The sequence below is a fragment of the Rhizobium sp. A22-96 genome, from assembly GCF_053521805.1.
The window spans coordinates 1-2,734 of record NZ_JBNWDQ010000015.1 but is presented as its reverse complement, the minus strand read 5'-3'; the positions used below and the strand labels follow the sequence as shown (position 1 = coordinate 2,734).

Here is a 2,734-nt window from a genome sequence, read left to right as displayed (position 1 = left end):
CGACAGGATCGACATCGACGGCTTCAACGAGGACCAGTTCCGCGTCAGCCTCGGCGCCGAGATCGCCCGCTCCTTTACCCTGGAGGGCGGAACCAAGCTGACGCCGAAACTCGGGCTGACCGGCGGCTACTCCGCCCTCGACGGCTCCGGTGCCTTCGGCGCCGTCACCGCCGGCCTTTCCATGCAGACCATCAACTTCTGGATGCTCGACACCAGCATCCTCTTCAACATCGAGGGCGACGGACAGAAATCCGTCGGCGCCAAGGTCGCCGCAAGCAAAAAGTTCTAGCCAAAATAATATAATCAATAAACCAAACGCAGAGGGACGTGTACGGCTGAAGTACTCGTACTCCTGGCGAGGATCGAACTTAAGGCCCCCTGAGCCGAAACGAGGCGCGCCTGCACCTCCGTTTTCCCGTTGATTCGGACAGGCTGAGCAAAGCCCCGATAGACGCCAATGTCATCTTTCCGGCGCAGCCCAGTAACGAAAATATGCGTTATGGGGCAGCACCTCGGACGTCATGAATAACATGCAACCATTCGCAATGTTGCTGGTTTACAACATTTAATTGAATAATAAATTCATAATAAGCAATCCTGGCGATTTTCGTGAATAGAAAATTGCCTTTCAAGTCGCCTCAGATAGTACTGTGATTGAGTTGAGGGGCGCCTGACACAATGTGGACGGGCAATTGCAAGAGCAACTTCCTGCGTTTCAGCGGCGGAGCGCTCTGTCTTTGGGTTGGGCAAATGACAAGTGACGAACTGCCGGCAACTGCATTTGCCAGAGGGAAACCCTGGATTCCGGGCAAAACCTATATTTCAAACAATGATCTGCTCGGAATTTGGACGCATTGCAGGGTAGAGATGCCCAGACAGGCATTCAAGGTCACGACAGGATCCATAGCCGCCATCGGGCGCACGCCTATATTGCTTTTGAAATTGGTCTTGCTCGTCAGTCTATTTTGCGCCGGCCTGTCACTGGTAACTCCGAGCGTGGCTTACGCCGCCTGCACAGTCTTCAACTTCCCGGATTCACATACGACACCATCGACAAGCCCAATGGCCTCTGGCGGGGCGCTTAACGTCAACATTGGTACTCTGTGCGACCCCGTCGGCCTTAATCCCGTCACTGACCCAAATGCAACGTCACCGCAGCATGGTTCGATCTCGAATTACAACTCCGCGGCCGGGTCCTTCACCTACACAAACAATGGCGACGGAGCCACCAGCGACAGTTTCATCCTGGCCGATGCGAGCGCGCATACTTTCACTATCAATATTGCAATTGCACCGGCAGGCGTGACAGCGCCTGTTGCCGGGCCGGTCAGTGCGACGGTGAGCCATGGGAGCACGTCCAATCCGATCACCCTGAACCTTTCAGGGGGAGCAGCGACATCGGTGGCGGTCGCGACGCAGGCGACCCACGGAACCGCCACTGCCAGCGGCACGACCATCACCTATACGCCGACAGCAAGCTACTCCGGCTCGGACAGTTTCACCTATACAGCCACCAACACCGCTGGCACCTCGGCGCCGGCGGCAGTGGCCATAACCGTCAGCGTGCCGACCATCTCGATCACCACGGCCTCGGTGTCGGGCGGCACGATTGGAGTGGCCTATAGTCAAACGATCAGCACGACCGGAGGCACCAGCCCCTACACCTACACCGTGACATCTGGCGCCCTGCCGGCGGGACTGACATTGTCGTCCGCCGGTGTCATATCCGGCACGCCAACAGCAGGCGGCGCGTTCAACTTTACCATTAGCGCGAGGGATAGCTCGACGGGGACCGGCGCCCCGTTCTCCGGCTCCAGAGCCTATAGCATGACCATCAATGCGCCGACGATCGCAATCGCCCCCGCGACGCTTACCGCTGGCACCGTGGCTTCCGCCTACAGCCAAACGATCACCGCATCAGGCGGCACCAGTTCCTATACTTATGCGATCACCTCGGGTGCCGTGCCGGCTGGCCTGTCGCTATCTTCCGCAGGCACCCTCTCCGGAACACCCACAGCAGGCGGCACGTTCAACTTCACCGTGACCGCAACCGACAGCTCGACCGGAGCCGGACCGTTCACAGGCTCCAGAAACTACAGCATGACCGTCGTCCCGCCGACGATCATAATCGCCCCGACCTCACTGCCGGCAGGGACGGCAGGGACGGCTTACAGCCAGACCATCACGGCGTCTGGCGGTACTACGTCCTATAGTTATGCGGTGACCGCCGGTTCCCTACCAACCGGACTGACGCTCTCGCCGGCTGGCGTCCTTGCAGGCACCCCGACTGCGGCCGGCCCGTTCAATTTCACCGTCACCGCCACCGACAGTTCAACCGGCGTGGGACCATACACCGGCTCTCGCGCCTATAGCATGACCATCGGCACCCAGCAGCCCGTCGCCAACAATGTTTCAGAAACCGTTGCCCAGAATTCGTCGGCCAATCCGATCACCCTGAATATCACGGGCGGAACGCCAACCTCGGTCGCGATTGCAACTGCGGCCGCTCACGGGACAGCGACGGCAACGGGCACGACCATCACCTATACGCCAACAGCGGGCTATGCCGGTCCGGACAGCTTCACCTATACCGCGACAAATGGCGGCGGCACGTCAGCTCCGGCGACAGTAACCGTCACGATCTCGGCCCCGACGATAGGGCTTTTGCCTGTAACGCTTGGTGCAGCGACACTGAATGCGGTTTACAGCGAGACGATTACGGCGTCTGGCGGCA

At 59.3% G+C, this 2,734-nt stretch carries 2 protein-coding genes; both read left to right on the top strand.

Annotated elements, in window-relative coordinates:
* Positions 1–289 (top strand): hypothetical protein (locus ACQZ6F_RS33375; RefSeq protein WP_449093119.1); only part of this gene is annotated, 289 nt, incomplete at its 5' end.
* A 773-nt stretch (positions 290–1,062) separates the two neighbouring features.
* On the top strand, positions 1,063–2,734 hold a 1,672-nt coding region (locus tag ACQZ6F_RS33370), incomplete at its 3' end, for a beta strand repeat-containing protein (RefSeq protein WP_449096309.1).